General features: G+C 71.8%; 16 protein-coding genes. 2 read left to right on the forward strand and 14 right to left on the reverse strand.

What is annotated here, in order from left to right:
- Positions 1-7: 7 nt before the first annotated feature.
- From recA to ACGFIK_RS01005, 5 genes are all read right to left on the reverse strand, one after another.
- Positions 8-1054: a recombinase RecA gene (gene recA / locus ACGFIK_RS00985; RefSeq protein WP_327022142.1), complete on the reverse strand. Its 1047-nt coding sequence runs from the start codon at positions 1052-1054 to the stop codon at positions 8-10.
- Between the two features lie 185 nt (positions 1055-1239).
- Entirely contained in the window at positions 1240-1440 is a 201-nt protein-coding gene (locus ACGFIK_RS00990; RefSeq protein ID WP_327022143.1) for a DUF3046 domain-containing protein, read from the reverse strand.
- Entirely contained in the window at positions 1431-2795 is a 1365-nt protein-coding gene (locus tag ACGFIK_RS00995; protein ID WP_393337091.1) for an MFS transporter, read from the reverse strand. Before ACGFIK_RS00995 ends, ACGFIK_RS00990 begins: the two co-directional genes overlap by 10 nt.
- A gap of 164 nt (positions 2796-2959) precedes the next feature.
- A complete protein-coding gene (locus ACGFIK_RS01000; RefSeq protein ID WP_327022145.1) occupies positions 2960-3652 on the reverse strand; it encodes a UdgX family uracil-DNA binding protein in 693 nt (230 codons plus the stop codon).
- Between the two features lie 243 nt (positions 3653-3895).
- The gene (locus tag ACGFIK_RS01005; protein WP_327022146.1) at positions 3896-5236 is read right to left on the reverse strand and encodes an aminotransferase class I/II-fold pyridoxal phosphate-dependent enzyme; all 1341 of its coding nucleotides are present in this window, start codon (positions 5234-5236) and stop codon (positions 3896-3898) included.
- A gap of 34 nt (positions 5237-5270) precedes the next feature.
- On the opposite strand from ACGFIK_RS01005, the gene ACGFIK_RS01010 reads away from it, so the two are divergent.
- Together ACGFIK_RS01010 and leuE are read left to right on the forward strand one after the other, a co-directional pair.
- A complete protein-coding gene (locus tag ACGFIK_RS01010; RefSeq protein ID WP_327022147.1) occupies positions 5271-6512 on the forward strand; it encodes a bifunctional pyridoxamine 5'-phosphate oxidase family protein/GNAT family N-acetyltransferase in 1242 nt (413 codons plus the stop codon).
- Positions 6512-7174, forward strand: coding sequence for a leucine efflux protein LeuE (leuE, locus tag ACGFIK_RS01015; RefSeq protein WP_327022148.1), 663 nt, complete (start codon positions 6512-6514; stop codon positions 7172-7174). The genes ACGFIK_RS01010 and leuE overlap by 1 nt, the downstream gene beginning before the upstream one ends.
- A gap of 27 nt (positions 7175-7201) precedes the next feature.
- On the opposite strand, the gene ACGFIK_RS01020 is transcribed toward leuE, so the two are convergent.
- The 9 genes from ACGFIK_RS01020 to ACGFIK_RS01060 all read right to left on the reverse strand — a co-directional run bounded on the left by ACGFIK_RS01020 (position 7202) and on the right by ACGFIK_RS01060 (position 16871).
- Positions 7202-8110 (reverse strand): sporulation protein, encoded by a 909-nt coding sequence (locus tag ACGFIK_RS01020; protein WP_327022149.1) that lies wholly within the window; start codon positions 8108-8110, stop codon positions 7202-7204.
- An 11-nt stretch (positions 8111-8121) separates the two neighbouring features.
- Positions 8122-9189 (reverse strand): hemolysin family protein, encoded by a 1068-nt coding sequence (locus tag ACGFIK_RS01025; protein ID WP_327022150.1) that lies wholly within the window; start codon positions 9187-9189, stop codon positions 8122-8124.
- On the reverse strand, positions 9186-10538 hold the full coding sequence (locus ACGFIK_RS01030) for a hemolysin family protein (RefSeq protein ID WP_327022151.1): 1353 nt from the start codon (positions 10536-10538) through the stop codon (positions 9186-9188). The genes ACGFIK_RS01025 and ACGFIK_RS01030 overlap by 4 nt, the downstream gene beginning before the upstream one ends.
- A 240-nt stretch (positions 10539-10778) precedes the next feature.
- Complete coding sequence (gene mnhG / locus ACGFIK_RS01035) at positions 10779-11108, reverse strand: monovalent cation/H(+) antiporter subunit G (protein WP_327027213.1); 330 nt, start codon at positions 11106-11108, stop codon at positions 10779-10781.
- Between the two features lie 77 nt (positions 11109-11185).
- Entirely contained in the window at positions 11186-11449 is a 264-nt protein-coding gene (locus ACGFIK_RS01040; protein WP_327022152.1) for a monovalent cation/H+ antiporter complex subunit F, read from the reverse strand.
- The gene (locus ACGFIK_RS01045) at positions 11446-12036 is read right to left on the reverse strand and encodes a Na+/H+ antiporter subunit E (protein WP_327022153.1); all 591 of its coding nucleotides are present in this window, start codon (positions 12034-12036) and stop codon (positions 11446-11448) included. The genes ACGFIK_RS01040 and ACGFIK_RS01045 overlap by 4 nt, the downstream gene beginning before the upstream one ends.
- Complete coding sequence (locus ACGFIK_RS01050) at positions 12033-13535, reverse strand: Na+/H+ antiporter subunit D (RefSeq protein WP_327022154.1); 1503 nt, start codon at positions 13533-13535, stop codon at positions 12033-12035. Before ACGFIK_RS01050 ends, ACGFIK_RS01045 begins: the two co-directional genes overlap by 4 nt.
- Before the next feature lie 34 nt (positions 13536-13569).
- Entirely contained in the window at positions 13570-14037 is a 468-nt protein-coding gene (locus tag ACGFIK_RS01055; protein WP_327022155.1) for a Na(+)/H(+) antiporter subunit C, read from the reverse strand.
- Complete coding sequence (locus tag ACGFIK_RS01060; RefSeq protein ID WP_327022156.1) at positions 14034-16871, reverse strand: Na+/H+ antiporter subunit A; 2838 nt, start codon at positions 16869-16871, stop codon at positions 14034-14036. Before ACGFIK_RS01060 ends, ACGFIK_RS01055 begins: the two co-directional genes overlap by 4 nt.
- Positions 16872-16892: the final 21 nt, after the last annotated feature.

Genomic DNA, 16892 nt, shown 5'->3' on the forward strand with positions numbered 1-16892 from the left:
AGATCGATCAGAAGTCGACCGGCGGCAGCTCCGGGCCACCGGCGGCATCGCCCGAGCCGACCCCGACACCGAGCTTCTCCAGAATCTTCTTCTCGATCTCGGCGGCCACGTCCGGGTTCTCCCGGAGGAACTCGCGGGCCTTCTCCTTGCCCTGGCCGAGCTGGTCGCCTTCGTAGGTGTACCAGGCGCCGGACTTCCGGATGATCGCCTGCTCGACACCGACATCGATCAGCGAACCCTCGCGGGAGATGCCCTTGCCGTACATGATGTCGAACTCGGCCTGCTTGAACGGAGAGGCGACCTTGTTCTTCACGACCTTGACCCGGGTGCGGTTACCGACCACGTCGGTGCCGTCCTTCAGGCTCTCGATGCGCCGCACGTCGAGCCGGACCGAGGCGTAGAACTTCAACGCCCGACCACCCGTGGTCGTCTCGGGACTCCCGAACATGACCCCGATCTTCTCGCGGAGCTGGTTGATGAAGATCGCGGTGGTGCCGGTGTTGTTGAGCACACCGGTGATCTTCCGCAGCGCCTGGCTCATCAACCGGGCCTGCAGACCCACGTGGCTGTCGCCCATCTCACCCTCGATCTCGGCCCGCGGCACCAGCGCGGCCACCGAGTCGATCACGATGATGTCCAGCGCGCCGGAGCGGACCAGCATGTCCGCGATCTCCAGCGCCTGCTCGCCGGTGTCCGGCTGGGAGACCAGCAGGGCGTCGGTGTCGACACCGAGGGCCCTGGCGTACTCCGGGTCGAGTGCGTGTTCGGCGTCGATGAAGGCGGCGATGCCGCCGTTGCGCTGGGCGTTGGCCACCGCGTGCAGGGCGACCGTGGTCTTACCGCTGCTCTCCGGGCCGTAGATCTCGATGACCCGCCCCCGGGGCAGACCCCCCACGCCGAGAGCCACATCGAGCGCGATGGAGCCGGTGGGGATGATCGCGGTCTGCACGACCGGCCGCTCCCCCAGCCGCATCACCGAGCCCTTGCCGAACTGTTTGTCGATCTGAGCGAGAGCAAGGTCAAGCGCCTTCTCCCGGTCAGGCCCTGCCGCCATCGTTGCCACCCCTGCCTTCGCCGGCGTCTTTCCTGAGCTTCGCGTCACGCGACACACGCTAGGCGCTGGGTCCGACAGAAAACCAGCCGACCTGCCGTGGCCTGTGGACGAGCACCTGCCTGTGGACAATAGCCGAACAGGTGTACGAGTCGGCAACAGACGCGCGGAAGTAACGAATCGGCTGCTCAGCGTAGCCGGGCGGGGACCCGGTCGGGATAGGCGGCGACCACCGCACGCCACACCACGTGGGTCTGCTCACCCTCGGCCAGGGCCTGCTCGATGGTCCGCCCGCCCAACTGCGACAGCACCTGGTCGCGGGCGATACTTGCCGCGTAGCCCGGCCCGAACGCCTCCTCCAGCCGCGTCCAGAAGTCCGTCAGCCGCACTGTGCCCGCCCCTCCTGCTCCGGTACGCCCGGCCGCACCGGACGCAACGCTAGTGCCAGCAGCGGTGCCACCGCGACCGCGGCGAGCAGGCTCAGCACCGGATAGCCCGCCCACTCCATGACGAAACCGCTGACCGCCCCGGCCAGGGCACCGGCCAACCCCATCAGCAGGTCGGACAGGCCCTGGGCGTGCGGTCGTACCGCGTCCGGCACCGACTCCGACAGCAGGGTGGAACCGGCCACCATGGTCGCCGACCAGCCCAGCCCGAGCAGCACCAGCCCGACGGCCAGCCGGAAAGTGCTGTGCCCGGCGGTACCGGCGACCGCGCAGGCGGCCAGCAGCATGCCGACCCCGCCGAGGATGACCCCGCGCCGGCCGAGCCGGTCGGCCAGCCAGCCGACCAGCGGCGCCAACGCGTACATGCCGGCGATGTGCAGGCTGAGCACCAGGCCGACCACCGGGAGCACCTCCTCGACGGGATAGTGGTCCCGCAAGTGCACCGGGGCCATCGCCATCACCGCCACCATCACCAGGTGGCCGACCGCCACGGCGGCGACCCCGAGTCGGGCGGCGGGCTGGGCGCGTACCACCAGCCAGCCGGCCCGCAGACCCGCGCCGCGCCCGGCCGACGGCGCGGTGGGCAACTTGACCGGCGTCCCCGCACCGGTCCCGGCCGGTTCGGTGGCGGGGTCCGGGCCGGTCCGGGCCGCCGCGAACCGGCGGGCCGTGAGCAGCGGGTCCGGCCGCAACCACAGCAGCAGTACGCCGGCAGCCAGCAGGAACGCCACCGTGCTGAAGGCGAAGGGACCGGACAGTGGTGGCAGTCCCCAACCCCCGCCGGCCCGGTCGGCTAGCGCGGCGAAGTTCGGTGCCGCCACCGCGCCGACCGTGGTGGCCCAGACGATCAGGGACAGCTGCCGGGCCCGACGGTCCGGCGCGGCGAGATCCACCGCGGCGTAGCGGGCCTGGAGATTGGCCGCAGAGCCGCCACCGAACATGAGCATGCCGAGGAAGAGCAGCGGGATCGACCCGCTCGCCGCGGCGAGCACCACCAGGGCCCCGCCCACGGCCCCGACGCCGTACGCGAAGGCCAGGCCGGGCCGACGGCCGTGTCGGGTGATGATCCGGGTGACCGGGATGGCGAGCAGGGCACCGCCGACCACGGAGGCGCTCAGCACCAGGCCGGAGACCGCGGTGCCGGCGATCTCGGCAGCGAGCAGCCCACCGACGGCGATGCCGATGGTCACCCCGATGCCACCGATGATCTGGGTGCTGAACAGCAGGCGCAGGGTACGCCGCTGGATCGGCACGATGTCGGGCGGCGCGGATGCCGTGGTGGTCAGATCGGTGGTCAACGCTCGTCCTCGGCTTCCGTCACGATTCCCGGCCGCGCCCGATGATCTCCTTCGTGATCCCGGTGGTGCCGCCGTGGCCTGCTGGCGGCAAGTGTGTCACTGACCTGCCGGATTCCGCTGTCTGGTGGTGATCCGGGTAGCCGGCGGAGCCGGGTGCGGCACGGTCAGGTCAGGGCTCGTGCGGCGACGGTCAGGTCGGCGACCAGTCCTTCGTACGCCTTGTCCTGGTTGTCTGCGCGGAGCACGGCGGAGGGGTGGATGGTGGCCAGCAGGCGGGCCGACGGCGCGTCCGTGGTGTCTCCGGCGCTGTCCACCGGTACCCGTTGGAAGTCCTCGGGGTGCTGGGCGGCGGCCGGCCAGGGCAGCAGTTCGCCACGCTGGCGGGTGACCCGAAAACCCGGACCCAGCAGGGCCTTCGCAGCGGTGGCGCCGAGCACCACGATGACCTCCGGGCTCAGCTTGGTGAACTCGGCGACCAACCAGGGTCGGCAGGCGGTGATGTGCACCTGGTCCGGGGTCTGGTGGATGCGTCGCCTGCCACGCAGTTCAAACCGGAAGTGCTTGACCGCGTTGGTGAGGTAGATGTGGCCGGGGTCGAGCCCCGCGTCATCGACCGCGCGACGCAGCAGCCGGCCCGCGGGGCCGACGAAGGGCAGTCCCTTCTGGTCCTCCATGTCGCCGGGTTGCTCACCGACGAAGACCAGCCGGGCGGTGGCGTCACCCCGACCGAAGACGGTCTGCGAGGCGTCCCGGTACAGCTCGCAGCCCCGACAGCCGGCAGCGGCCGCGCGCAGGTCGTCGAGGGTCTCCGCCTGCGGTGGAATGAACTGCTGCGCCCCGGGCGCAATATCGACCATACCCACCTTTCTACCCGCCCCACCCACCCCAGCCCCCCACCACCCCGCCAAGCCACCCCGACCCGGCCACCCGCGCCACCCGCGCCACCCGCGCCACCCGCGCCACCCGCGCCACCCGCGCCGATCATGCACTTTTGGTCTCCCTTTTGCACACGAATACGAGGTATGCCCCGACCAAAGGTGCAAGATCGCGGGGGTGGGGCGGGCGCGCGGCGGGGCGTGGGACGGTGGGGGTGGGGTGGGTTAGGTGGTGAAGTGGGGGGGTGGGGTGGGGTGGGCGGCCTGGGTGAGGGTTTGGGTTAGGGGGTGGAGGTCCGGGTCGGTGAGGGGGCTGACGGTGAGGCGTAGGGCGGGCGGGCTGGCGATGCGGAAGAGGGCGCCGGGGGCGGCCAGCCAGCCGGCGTCGCGCAGCACGGTGGAGGCGACGGTCTCGTCGGGCACCGGCACCCAGACGTTGAGCCCGCTGCGGCCGTGTGCGGTCAGGCCGCGTTCGGCCAGGGCCTCGACGAGTCCGCGGCGGCGGCGTTCGTAGCTGTCGGCGGCCCGTTCGATCAGGGCGGTCACCGCCGGGTCGCGCCACAGGGAGAGCACCAGCCGCTGCGCCACGGTGGAGACCCAGCCGGCGCCGACCCGGGTACGGCCGGCCACCCGGGCCACCGTGGTCTCGTCTCCGGCCAGCACGGCCAGGCGCAGGTCGGGGCCGAAGGGTTTGCTCACCGAGCGGAGGAAGGCCCAGTGGGCGGTCGCCCCGGCCAGGGGATGCAGCGGCACCCGGGCCAGTTCGGCGGCGTGGTCGTCCTCGATCAGCAGTACGTCGGCGCGGCCGGCCAGCAGGTCACGCAGGGCGGCAGCGCGGTCGGCGGAGACGGCCGCACCGGTGGGGTTCTGGGCGCGACTGGTCACGATGAGCGCCCGGGCCCCGGCGGCGAGGGCGGCGGCCACCCCGGCGACCAGTGGGCCGTCGTCGTCGACCGGTACCCCGATCGGGCGTAGGCCCAGGGCGGCGATGAGGTCGAGTTGGTTGGCCCACCCGGGATCCTCCACGGCCACCGCGTCTCCGGGGCGCAGCCAGGTGGTGAGGAGTCGTTCGATGCCGTCGAGGGCCCCGCCGCTGAGGGTCAGGTCGGCGGCGGGTACGCCGTCGGCGGCCAGCCGTTCGCGCGCCGCCTCGGCGAACTCGGGCAGGGTGCCGGCGTCGGAGTAGCTGATCGCCGGGCCGATGGTGTCGGCCAGCGCGGCCAGGTGAGGGCCGAGCGGTGGGAGCAGTCCGGCCTCCGGTTCGCCTCGGGACAGGTCGCGCAGTCCGGCGGCGGATGGTGGGTGCAGGGCGGACCGGCGGGCGGCCACCGGCGGACGGGGGCGGACCCGGGTGCCGTGCCGACCGGCGGTGACGATGAGTCCACGTTGGCGTAGTTCGGCGTAGGCGCGGGAGACCGTGGCCGGGCTGACGGCCAGGTCGGCGGCGAGGACGCGCACCGGGGGCAGGGGGTCGCCGGGGGCCAGGGCGGCGTCGCGGATGCCGGACTCGATGCTGGCGGAGATCTCGGCGGCTGTCGTACCGGTCACCTGATATCGTGCTGACACAAATTCGGTATTGTACTAGAACAAAGGCGGGAGCATGTACGCGCCGACTGCCCGAACCACCGCCAGCCGCTCCCGGGAGCGGATGAGCTACGACCGCGCCGCCGCCCACGCCGTGCTGGACGAGGCGTACCACTGTGCCCTCGGCTTCACCGTGGACGGTGAGCCCCGGGTGCTGCCCACCCTGCACGTACGCCTGGGTGACACCCTCTACCTGCACGGCTCCACCGGCAGCCGGCCCCTGCTGGCGGCCCGGGGTGCGGGGTTGCCGGTCTGCGTGGCCGTCACCCTGTTGGACGGCCTGGTCTACGCCCGTTCGCAGTTCCACCACAGCGCCAACTACCGCTCGGTGATCGCGCACGGCACCGCCCGGCTGGTCACCGACCCCGCCGAGAAGGCCGAGGTGCTGACCGCCCTGGTCGACAAGGTCGGCCCCGGCCGCGCGGCGGAGAGTCGGCCGCCGAACCGCCGGGAGCTGGCCGAGACCGCGGTGCTGGCCTTGCCGTTGACGGAGGTCTCCGTACGCTCCCGCGCCGGTGGCGTCAACGAGGACCCGGCCGACCATGCGCTGCCGCACTGGGCCGGGGTGCTTCCGCTGCGGTTGACCGCCGGGCTACCGGAGCCGGACCTCGGGGTCACCGTGCCGGTGCCGCCCTATCTGCGACCTGCCCGCACCTCTTGGCATGAGCCCGTGGTGCTGGGCGGCGAGCACGTACTGCTGGAGCCCCTGGACCTGACTCACGCCGAGGGCCTGTTCGCCGCCACCGCCGACCCGCAGGTGTGGCAGCATCTCGGCGCCCCTCAGCCGGCGACCGTGGACGAGTTGAGCGCTGCCATCGGGGCCTACCTGGCCGCCGGGCTACGGGGTGAGCAGGTGCCCTGGGTACAGCGCTGCGCGGTGACCGGCGCGGTGGTCGGCACCACCTCGTACTACGAGATCGATCCCGAGCGGCGGTCGGTGGCCATCGGGCACACCATCCTCGGCCGGCCCTGGTGGCGTACCGGGATCAACACCGAGGCCAAGCTGCTGCTGCTGGAACGGGCCTTCGGCGAGTTGGCGGCGGTGCGGGTGGTGTGGCACACCGACATCCGCAACGAGCGATCCCAGCGCGCCATCGAACGGCTCGGCGCGACCCGGGAGGGGGTGCTGCGTAAGCACCGGCTGCGTCCGGACGGCTCCTGGCGGGACACCGTGCAATATTCGATGACTGTCGAAGAGTGGCCGAATGCACAGGTCAGGCTGCGGGAAATGCTTCGCGCGCAGGCACCCGTGGCCTGATGATGTCCAGCGTGCTGGGGATCACCGACATCTGGACGTACGTGCTGGGCACCGTGGCCATCGTGCTGCTGCCCGGACCCAATTCGCTGTTCGTACTCTCCACCGCCGCGCGACGCGGGGTGGGCGCCGGCTACCGGGCGGCGGGTGGGGTGTTCGTCGGCGACGGGGTGCTGATGTTCCTCTCCGCCGCCGGGGTGGCCTCGCTGCTCAAGGCGTACCCGCCGATCTTCCTCGTGATCAAGTACGTGGGTGCGGCGTACCTGGGCTATGTCGGGTTGACCATGCTGCTCGCGGCCTGGCGGCGCTGGCGGGACCGCAACGATCCCGCCACCCCGCGCCTGATCGACGCCGCCCAGCCGGCGGAGATGCGCAGCCCCTTCCGCAAGGCGCTGGTGATCAGCCTGCTGAACCCGAAGGCGATCCTGTTCTTCGTCTCGTTCTTCATCCAGTTCGTCGACCCGACCTACCCCTGGCCGGCGTTGTCGTTCCTGCTGCTCGGCCTGATCGCCCAGGTGACCAGCGCGCTGTACCTGACGGCGTTGATCTTCGCTGGGACTTTTCTGGCCGCCCAGTTCCGGCAGCGGCGCCGGCTGTCCGCCGGTGCCACCTCGGCCGTCGGGGCCCTCTTCATCGGCTTCGGCCTCAAGCTCGCCCAAGGCTGAGGTGCTCGCCCAAGGCTGAGGGAAGGCTCAGGTGCCGTCGCCGCCGGTGCCGGAGCCACCGGCCGTGCCACCCAGGCCGTAGCCGGGCGGGATCGGCTCGTCGGGTGGGCGGCTGACATGGGCGGACTCGTTGACGGTCGCCGACCAGTCCGCGTGGGCCGCCGCGGCGGCGTGTCGGTTGATGGTCTGGCGCAGCCAGCCGTCGACCGTGGAGATCCAGTCTCGTTCGTCCGCGCCGACATGCCAGACCCGGAACCGGCTGATGCTGGTGTGGGTGATGCCGGCCAGCGCCAGCCGGCGATCGCACCAGAAGATCACCTCGAGGCCGGCGGAGTCGGCCACGAAGATCACCTCCAGTTCGGTGATCGGCCCGGCGTAGAGGGGGCCCACCCAGAAACCCCAGCGCTGGTGCAGGGGCAGGGTCTGCGTCACCCCGGGCAGCCGACCGTCGATCAGCCCGGCCTGACGGGCGCTGAAACCCAGGGTGTCCAGGGCCGCCAGGACATGCTGCTGGGTGGGCAGGGGATGGACGAAGACCGGCACCATCGCGCCCTGGTCCAGCGCCGGTTCGACGGCCACCTCGGTACGCAGCCCCATCCGCAGGCTGAGCAGGGGTACGCCGCCGAGGGTGGTCAGCGGGGTCTCCCAGGGCAGTGGGAACTCGAAGGGGATGGTGCGGGCCCGCCCCGCCCGCAGCACCAGGGCGTCGGAGACCTGCGCCTGGTGGAACTGCACCAGGCGGCGGGGGGCCTCCGGGTCGTCCGGCTCGACCGTGCTGACCAGGCCGAGCCGGACGTGGTAGACCGGCACGTCGACGGAACCGGCGATCAGGTTCACCCGCCCCGGCAGTCGTAGGCCGGGGCGGGTGCTCGGATTGGCCAACGTGGTCTGCACCGTCAGGCCTGTACCGCCCGGCGACACCCCCGTCAGCCGCATCCGTGCCGCTCTTACCTGAGTCGGCGCATCGCGCGCGGGATCGGGTCGGTCTCGTCGTCGAACTCCCCGATGACCTCCTCCAGCAGGTCCTCCAAGGCGACGAACCCGACCGGCCGGGTAGGACCGGCACCGTTGCGGACCATGGCCAACTGCGACTGGCGGGCCCGCATCACGGCCACCGCCTCGTTCACCGTCGCCGTGTCGGGCAGGGTGATCGCCTCGTTCATCAGATCCGACGCGGTCGCCTCCGGCCGGACGGCGGCGGCTCGCACCGCCTCCCGTACGTGCACCAGGCCGACCACCTGACCGGCGGAGTCCAGCACCGCCAGCCGCGACCGGCCACTGTCCTGGCTGACCCGCTCGATCCGGTCCACCGGGTCGTTGTGGCGGACCGTCACCATCCGGTCGAAGGGCTCCATCACCTGGGCCACCGTGGTCCCCTGCAACGCCAGCATGCTGGTCAGCAGTTCGTGCTGGGCGGCACCGAGCAGGCCGTGCTCCCGGGACTGCTCCAGCAGCATCCGCAGCTCGTCCGGGCCGTGCACCTGAGCGAGCTGGTCCTGCGGGTTGACCTTGACCAGCCGCAGCATCGCGTTGGCCACCGCGTTGAGCGCGGACAGCACCGGCCGGGCCACCCGGGCGAAGGCCCGGAAGGGCAGGGCCAGCAGCAGCGCGGACCGCTCCGGATGGGTGATCGCCCAGGACTTCGGTGCCATCTCGCCGACCACCAGGTGCAGGAAGGTGACCAGGCTCAGGGCGAAGATCAGAGCGATCACGTGGCTGGCCCCCGAGGGCAGGCCGACGGCGTGCAGCAGCGGCCCCAACAGCCGTTCGATCGCCGGCTCGGCCAGGGCACCGAGCCCCAGGGTGCACAGGGTGATGCCCAGCTGCGCGCCGGCCAGCATCAGCGACAGTTCGCGTACCCCGTCGAGCGCGGCCTTGGCCGCCCGACCACCGCCGGCTGCCGCCTGCTCCAGGCGGTAGCGCTTGCTGGCCACCAGCGCGAACTCGGCGGCGACGAAGAATCCGTTGAGCGCCAGCAGGATCACCGAGGTGATCAGCGCGAATCCGGTGCTCACGCGCTCACCTCCTCACGCCCACCGGCGAGTTGCAGGCGGACCGAGTCGGCCACGTGCCGGTCGACCGCGAGCACCTCGACCAGGGCCCGCGGGCCCTCCTCGGTGTTGTCACCCTCGGTCGGCAGGCCGATCTCCAGTCGATCGCCGACCTCCGGCACCCGGCCCAGCTCCCGCATGACCAGCCCGGAGAGGGTGTCGTACTCAGGGTGTTCGGGCAACGCGATGCCGGTGCTGTCGGCGACCTCGTCGATGCGCCAGCGCGCCGGTACCACCCAGGAACCGTCGTCCTGTCGGGCCGGGGCCCGCTCCGGCGGGTCGTCCTCGTCGCGGATCGGGCCGACCAGCTCCTCGGCGATGTCCTCCAGGGTGATCACCCCGGCGAAGCCGCCGTACTCGTCGACCACGCAGGCCAACTGCCGGTGTCCGGAACGCAGCCGGTCCAGGACGATCGGCAGGGGCAGGGTCTCCGGCACCAGCAACGGTGCTCCGGCGACCGCGCTGATCGGGGTGGTGGCCCGCTGCGCCGGAGGCACCCGGAGCACGTCGGAGATGCCGACCACTCCGACCAGGTCGTCCACCCCCTCGGCACCCCGTACCGGGAACCGGGAGCGGCCGGTGTCGAGCAGTTCGACCACCCGGCTGATGGTCTCGTCGGCGCGTACGGTGTGCACGTCGACCCGGGGCACCATGACCTCGCCCGCGGTCAGCTCACGGAAGTCGAGCCCTCGGTCGAGCAGTGCGGAGGTCTCGGCGTCCAGGTGACCTTCCAGGCGGGACTCGGCGATGATCTGTTCCAGGTCCTCCGGGGTGGCGCCGCTGGGCAGTTCCTCGATCGGCTCGATACCGAGGCGCCGCAGCAGCCGCACCGCGGCCCGGTCGAACAGTTTGATCAGCGGCCCGGCGAGGGTCATGTAGACCAGGGTCGACCGGGCCAGGGCTCGGGCGACCGGCTCGGGCTCGGCGATGGCCAGGTTCTTCGGGGCCAACTCGCCCACCACCATCTGCACCACGGTAGCGATGACCAGGGCCAGTACGACGGAGAGCGGCAGGGTCACGCTGCTGGAGACCCCGGCCAGCCCGAGCAGCTCGGCCAGGCCGGCACCGAGGAACGGTTCGGCGACGTAACCGACCAGCAGGGCGGTGACGGTGATGCCGAGCTGGGCACCGGAGAGCATGAACGACAGCCGCGCGGTCACCTCCAGGGCCCGGGCGGAAGCCTGGTCCCCCTCGGCGGCGCGTTGCTTGAGCTTGCCCCGGTCCACGGCGACATAGCCGAATTCCTGCGCGACGAAGTAACCCGTCGCGACGGTCAGAACGATGATCAGAAGAAGCCCAACGAGGATCAACACGGGACGCTCAGGGCTCCCGGGGTCGTCGGGTCAGGGGAATGCCGGGGCTTACCCGGCTGGCTACTGCTGCCCTCCTGGGCAGAAGAGTCGATCATGCGAGCCATTCTACCGGCCGAATCCGGCCGGTAGCTGAGGCTGCACCGCGTGCCTCGCGGCGGTGTGGCGCGCGCCCCATCGTCGCCACCTCCGCAGGCGTCGTCACCGCAGGTGTCAGCTTGCTCAGTAGCCCCTCCGGTCACCTCACCGGTCGGCCAGTTCGTCGGCGTCGAGCAGGTCCCGATTCAGCCGGCCGGTGCGGTAGGCCGCCCGACCCACCATCTGGGCGGCGACCGGGGCGGTGGCCAGTTGGAAGACTCCGACCAGGGCGACCATGCCGAGATCAGCGGGGGTACGCAACCGCAGCGCCACCCCGAGCAGCAGCAACAGCACCCCCAGCACCTGCGGCTTGGTGGCGGCGTGCATCCGGCTGAGGGTGTCGGGAAACCGCAGCACCCCGATGGCGGCGGCCAGGCTCAGCAGGGCCCCGGCGACCAGGCTGGCGGCACCCAGCCAGTCGGCCACCTCCGCCAGGGTGGGGCTCCAGTCGAGGGCCGGCACCGCCCCGACCGGGCCGGACACCGCTTCGGTTGGACCGGCGAGTGGCGGTGTCACGGCTGGTCCCGGACGGCGAAGCGGGCCAGGGAGACCGAGCCGACGAAGCCGAGCAGCCCCAGCACCACCAGTACGGGCAGGGTGCTGGCATGTCGGTTGAGCGCCGCCTCCGCGCCCACCGCGCTGACCATCGTGGCCAGCAGCATGTCGGCGGCGACCACCCGGTCCAGCAGTGAGGGCCCCCGGTAGAGCCGCACCAGGGCTAGCAGGGCGGTCACTGACAGCAGACCGGCGATCACCAGGACCAGGACGAAGTTCACCAGGACTCCTTGTCTACGGGAACGGAGCGCACCTGACGCAGTTCGGCGTCCGAACCGACCGCCGCGACGATCCGCCGCTCCACGATGCGGATCTGCTTGCGGGCGGCGACGAGGTCCGCCGGGCCGTGCACGTCGAGCACGTGCACGTAGAGAACGGCGGCCTCCCGGTCCGTCTCCACGATCAAGGTGCCCGGTACGAGAGAAAGCACCTCGGCGGTGAGCGCCAGGTTGAGGTCGGTGGGCACCCGCAGCCGGACCGCCACGATGGCCGACCGGGGCACATAGCCGGGCTGCACCGCGATCCGGGCCACATGCAGGCTGGCCCGGACCAGTTCGGCGACGAACCGCACCCCGAACACCAGCAGGCCGGGCAGCCGCAGCCGGCCACCGAAGGTCACCGGCGGCAACGGGAAGAACAGCAGCACCGCGGCGGCCACCAGCAGGCCGCCCAGCAGGTTCCCCCAGCTGAAGTCGCCCCAGAACAGGTTCCAGGCCAGCACCAGCCAGCCCACCGCGATCAGTCGGTCCCGTCGGCGCCCCCGCCCGGCCGGTGCCCCCTGCGGCCTCGCCGCCCCCGGCCCGGTCACGGCGGCCCACCCGGCAGGACGGCCTGGATGTACGGGGTCCGTTCCCGCAGGTCGACCGCCGCCCCCCGGGTCACCTCGAACAGGGGTCCCGCGACCACGGTCAGGGCCACTCCCAGGACCACCAGGGCGGTGGTGGCACCGACCGTCAGACCGGGCAGCGGGCCGCTCGGGTGGACGGTCTCGCAGGGGGCCCGCCAGAACGCCAGGCTCCACACCCGGCTGGCCACATAGAGGGTCAGCAGGCTGGTCACCGTGCCGACCGCGACCAGGGTCCAGGGCAGCGCCCCGCCGACGGCCACCCCGGCCTGGAGCAGCCCGAGTTTGCCGAGGAAGCCGGAGAAGGGCGGGATGCCGGCGAGGTTCATGGCCGAGACGAAGAAGAGCAGCCCGAGCAGGGGCGCCACCCGGGCCACTCCCCCGAGCCGACGCAGATCGGTACTGCCGGTGCGTTGTTCGACCAGGCCGGCGACCAGGAAGAGGGTGGTCTGGATGGTGATGTGGTGCACCACGTAGAAGATCGCCCCGACGAGTCCGGCGACCGTGCTGAGCCCGACCCCGAAGATCATGTACCCGATGTGGCTGACCAGGGTGAAGGAGAAGAGTCGTTTCATGTCCGACTGGGCCACCGCGCCGAGGATGCCGACCAGCATGGTCAGCCCGGCCACCACCAGCAGCAGGGTGCCCGCCTGGTCGCCGGGGAAGAGCAGGGTCTGGGTCCGGATGATCGCGTACACCCCGACCTTGGTGAGCAGTCCGGCGAAGACGGCGGTGACCGGGGCCGGGGCGGTGGGGTAGCTGTCGGGCAACCAGGCCGACAGGGGGAAGACCGCCGCCTTGATGCCGAAGGCCAGCAGCAGCATCAGTTGCAGGCTCAGTCGGACCCCGTCGGGCAGGGCGTCCAGTCGGGCGGCGAGCTGGGCCAGGTTGAGGGTGCCGGTCGCCGCGTACACCAGACCCACCGAGATCAGGAAGATCATCGAGGCCAGGACGTTGACCACCACGTAGGTGGAGCCGGTACGGATGCGCAGCCGGGTGCCGTTCAGGGTGATCAGGACGAAGCTCGCGGCGAGCAGCATCTCGAAGCCGACGTACAGGTTGAACAGGTCACCGGCGAGGAAGGCGTTGGTCACGCCTGCGGTCAGCACCAGATAGGTGGGGTGGAAGATGGCCAGCGGGGCGCTCTCGCCGGTCTCCCCCTGTCCCTGGCCGATGGAGTAGAGCAGGACGCACAGGGTCACCGCGGAGGAGACGACGAGCATCAGCGCGGCCAGTTGGTCGGCCACCAGCACGATGCCGACCGGTGCGGGCCAGGCACCGATCTCGACGACCAGTGGTCCGTGCCGGTAGGACCGCACCAGCAGCAGTACCGCCACCAGCAGGGTGGCGCCCAGGCAGTTGACGCTGACCAGGCGCTGCGGCACCGGCCGGTTCGCCAGCAGCAGGGTCAGGGCCGCCCCCAGCAACGGCAGCAGCACCGGCAGCGGTACGAGGGTGTTCATCGCCGGCCCTCGCTCTCGCCCGGCAGGGGTCGGTTCATCCGGGCCCCTTCCGGCGTCGCCGGGGTGCCGGCGCGTCGAGTTGTTCGGGGTCGGCCTCCGGCGGTTCCTCGCTGAGGTCGACGGTCGAGACCTCCTTGCGGGCGGCGCGGTGCTTGATCCGCTGGTCCTCGATGTCGTCGGGCACCTCGTCGTCGCCGTCCAGGTACCAGCTGCGGTAGCTGACGGCCAGCAGGAAGGCGGTGAACCCGAAGGTGATCACGATGGCGGTCAGCACCATGGCCTGCGGCAGGGGGTCGCTCATCGCGGCCGGGTCGGTGACCCCGACCACCGGGGCCCCGCCGGGGCGGCCACCGAAGATGATGAGCAGGTTGATCCCGTTGCTGATCATGATGACCCCGAGCAGGATGCGACTCAGGCTGCGTTCCAGCAGCAGGGTCACCCCGCAACCCACGAGGATCCCGATCGCGATGAAGGACACCAGGTTGGCGCCGGTACCGGTCACCTGGGCCCTCCCCGACGTTGGACGGCCAGCCCACCGGTGAACCCGCCGGACGCCTCGATGTTGCGGTCGACCTCGGCGCCGAGACTGCGCAGCACGTCCAACGCCAACCCGATCACCACCAGGTAGACCCCGATGTCGAAGAAGAGCGAGGTGACCAGGTAGAAGTCGCCGACCAGCGGCAGCCAGAAGTCGACCTTGGCGCTGCTCAGCGCGGCTCCCCCGTCCAGCAGGGTGACCATCGCGGAGCCGACCGCCACGGCCAGTCCGGCCCCGAGCACGGTGCCGGCGCTGACCGGGGCGGCCTCGGCCAGTTCGTACCGCCCACCGGCCAGATACCGCATGGTCAGGGCCAGGCTGGCGACCAACCCGCCGGCGAAGCCGCCACCGGGCGCGTTGTGGCCGGAGAACAGCAGATAGAACGAGAACAGCACCGCGGTGTGGAAGATCAGCCGGGTGATCACCTCCAGCACCAGGGAGCGGTTGCGTTCCCGCAGGGTGACACCCCCGCGCAGCCAGACCGGCCGCCCGGCGACCACCTCCCGACGGTCGAGGTCCAGCCGACGGGGGCGGGGACCGGTGCGGGAGCGTTCGAAGACCAGACTGGCCACCCCGGTCGCGGCGACCACCAGCACGGACAGCTCACCCAGGGTGTCCCAGGCCCGGATGTCGACCAGGGTCACGTTCACCACGTTGCGACCGTGTCCCTGCTCGACGGCGAGTTGGGCGAAGTCCTCCGAGATGCTGCGGGCCTGGCGGGCGGTGGCGGCGGCGACGGCCAGTCCGGCGACGGTCACCCCCACGATCACCCCGACCGTCCGTCGCAGCCACCGACTGCTCCACAGTGGCCGGACGGAGAACCGGCGCGGCAGGCGGCGCAGCACCAGCACGAAGACCGCGATGGTCACGGTCTCCACCAGGAACTGGGTCAGTGCCAGGTCGGGTGCCCCGTGGAGGACGAAGAGCATCGCGGTGCCGTAGCCGGTCACCCCGACCAGCAGCATCGCGGTCATCCGGCGACGAGCCCCCACGGCCAGCAGGGCGGCCACACTGATCACCAGCAGGACCACCGGCTGGACCGGGGTAACCCACGGCGCGATCGGCTGCTGCCAGGGCCGGATCGTCAGCAGCACACCACCGGGGACGGCGGCCAACACCAGCAGGATCAGGCCCAGGTACTGGGGCAGGGAACCCCGCTGGGTGACGCTGGTGACGTCGACGGCGATCCGGTCGAAGCGGTGGGTGACCCACTCGTACCCCTGTCGGCCGCCGACCGGGGCGCGGAGCCAGGCCAGCACGGGGGCCAGCGGACGGCGCGCGAGGAACAGCACCGCCCCGCCGGCCAGGGCCAGCGCGGAGAGCCCGAGGGCCAGGTTGAGGCCCGGCCACAGGGCCAGGTGCCCGTGCAGAGGCCCCAGGATTTCCGCGTACGGCCGCAGCAGGTGGTCGACCGGACCGGCAGCCGTACCGGCGACCAGCCCGGCCAGGGCCAGGGCGGCCGGGGGCAGCAGCATCGCCGAGGGGATCGGCCCCAGGGTGGTCGGCGGGGTCTGCGGGCGGGTGCCGAAGGCCCCCCAGAGGAAGCGCAGGCTGTAGGCGACCGTGAGGACCGTGCCGAGGACCAGCACGGTCAGCACCACCGGGCGGTCGGTGAAGGCGGCGAAGATCGCCTCCTTGGCCACGTAGCCGAGCAGGGGTGGCACCCCGGCCATCGAGGCGGCCGCGAGCAGGGCCACCCCGGCCAGCACCGGTGCGGACCTTCCCAGCCCGGACAGGCGCCGCAGGTCCCGGGTGCCCGCGCCGTGGTCGATCACCCCGACCACGAGGAACAGGGTCGCCTTGAACAACGCGTGCGCGGCCAGCATCGCCAGACCGGCCAGGGCGGCGTCCGCGGTGCCCACCCCGACGGCCACCGCAAGCAGACCCAGTTGGCTCACCGTGCCGTACGCCAGCAGCAGTTTCAGGTCGTTCTGGCGCAGCGCCGCCCAGCCGCCGAGCACCATGGTGGCCAGGCCGCAGATCAGCACCACCGGGCGCCAGGGCCCCACCCCGGCCAGCACCGGGGCCAGCAGACCGAGCAGATAGATGCCCGCCTTCACCATGGCCGCCGCGTGCAGGTACGCGCTCACCGGGGTCGGTGCCGCCATCGCCACCGGCAGCCACGAGGTGAACGGCAGCAGCGCCGACTTGGACAGGGCGCCCAGCAGGATCAGCAGCACGGCGACGACCAGGTACGCGCCACCGGGCAACGGCCGCTCGGCCAGCTCGGACCACCGGTAGGTGCCGCCGTGGTGGCCGAGCATGATGAATCCGACGAGCATGGCCAGGCCGCCCAGGCTGGTCACCATCAGCGCCTGACCGGCCGCCCAGCGGGCGGAGCGCCGCTCGGTGCTGTGCCCGATCAGCAGGTACGACAGGACCGTGGTCAGTTCCCAGCAGACATAGAGCAGCAGCAGGTCGTCCGCGAAGACCAGGCCCAGCATCGCCCCGGCGAAGCCGACCATGACGCCGGCGTACTGGGCGGTGCCCACGGCCTCCGGTGGCAGGTAGCGGGCGCTGTAGATCAGCACCATCGCCCCGACCCCGCCGACCAGCAGGGCCATCAGCCAGGACAGGGTGGTGATCCGAAAGGCCAGCTCCAACCCCAACTGCGGAATCCACCGGTACGTCTCGACGACCGCCCCGCCGTGCGCCACCTGCGGGGTCTGCACCAGCGCCCAGCCGAAGGCGGTGGCCGGGGCCAGGGCCAGGGGGTAGCAGGCGCGGGGACCCCAGCGGCGCACCAGCAGCGGCGCCGTGATGGCCGCCGCGAGGTGCAGGGTCAGCAGTACGAGCACGCGCGCTCCCGGTCGAGGTGG

It is taken from the genome of Micromonospora sp. NPDC048871 (assembly GCF_043198155.1).
Lineage (GTDB): Bacteria > Actinomycetota > Actinomycetes > Mycobacteriales > Micromonosporaceae > Micromonospora.